Below are 1,172 nucleotides of genomic sequence, written 5' to 3'. Positions count from 1 at the left end.
CGTTGATGCAGCCCGAGCGATGGGTGTTCAATTTCGGCGGGCCCGACGCCATCGTGCAGGCCGACTACTGGCGCGGCAACCGATCGGTGGGCGTCACGACCACCCGCAGCGGTTTCGTCGCCACGCTGGCCAACATGCACAAGGGCACCGGAATGCCGGCGGCGTGGATCCTGCTCGTCGACACCCTGGCCGGCAGCCTGATCTTTCTGTCGATCTCGGGCGTCGCGCTGTGGATGCTGACCCATCGGCGCCGCAGCGTCGGACTGGCCATCTTCGGCGCCTCCGCGGCCCTCACGCTGGGCCTCGCGATCGCGCAGCTCTGAAGCGGCCGACGGCCGTCAGCGCCGCGACATCACCTTGATCCGGATCGTCGCCACATCCCAGCCGCGCGATTTCAGCCGCGCCTGCAGCATGGGCGCCAGCTGCCGCAGCTTGGCTGCCGCCGCGCTGCCGTTCACCAGCATGCACCAGACCTCGCCCTCGGCAGGACCCGCCAGGATCACCGAGCGCATCTCCGGCGGGATCAAATCCTGCACCGCCGCCAGACGCTCGTTGGCGTCTCGCGCTCGCGCGGCCAGGCTCGCCAAGGTGGGCGAGCCCTCGGTGGCCTCGAGCAGGGTGACGGAGTTATAGCGGCGATTCATCGGCAATGGTCAGTGGTCGGGAAGGTTCGGGCACACCGGCTAAAATCTGCGGTTTGCCGGCAATCCTGCGGGCCGGTCCGCTTGCCTTCTGGCAAAGCGCGCCCAAGTTCGTTCTCCGTCTATCTTAGGGATTTCGGTCGAGGCGCCCGCATCCTGCGAGTGTGCATTCGATCTCCATTCATGGCCACCAACTTCCTGACCCAAATATTCGGCAGTCGCAATGACCGGCTCCTGAAGCAGTATCGCAAGACGGTCGAACGCATCAATGCGCTGGAGCCGTCCTTCGAGAAGCTCGACGACGAGGCGCTGCGCGCCAAGACACCGGAGTTCAAGGACCGCGTCGCCAAGGGCGAGTCGCTCGACGACCTGCTGCCCGAGGCCTTCGCCACGGTGCGCGARGSCTCSAAGCGGGTCATGAAGATGCGCCACTTCGAYGTSCAGYTGCTSGGCGGMATGGCCCTKCACAACGGCAAGATCKCCGAGATGCGCACCGGCGAAGGCAAGACCCTGACGGCAACGCTGCCGGTG

Annotated in this window: 2 protein-coding genes and 1 pseudogene; 2 read left to right on the top strand and 1 reads right to left on the bottom strand. The window is 66.4% G+C overall.

The genetic code is table 11. The annotated features are described in order from the left end of the window. On the top strand, positions 1–323 hold a 323-nt coding region (locus tag AC1DY5_RS56440), incomplete at its 5' end, for a PepSY-associated TM helix domain-containing protein (RefSeq protein WP_478122838.1). Positions 324–338: 15 nt separating this feature from the next. On the opposite strand, the gene AC1DY5_RS56435 is transcribed toward AC1DY5_RS56440, so the two are convergent. Then, positions 339–644 carry a hypothetical protein gene (locus AC1DY5_RS56435; RefSeq protein ID WP_478122837.1) on the bottom strand — a complete coding sequence of 102 codons (306 nt, stop codon included), beginning with the start codon at positions 642–644 and terminating at the stop codon, positions 339–341. 180 nt (positions 645–824) lie between these two features. Here AC1DY5_RS56435 and secA point away from each other — a divergent pair. Next, positions 825–1,172: pseudogene (gene secA, locus AC1DY5_RS56430) on the top strand (preprotein translocase subunit SecA); the annotation flags it as partial.

It is taken from the genome of Variovorax sp. P4_D9 (assembly GCF_056401695.1).
Note: the sequence above shows the minus strand (reverse complement) of the source record. Positions and strands in the feature narration are given on the sequence as shown.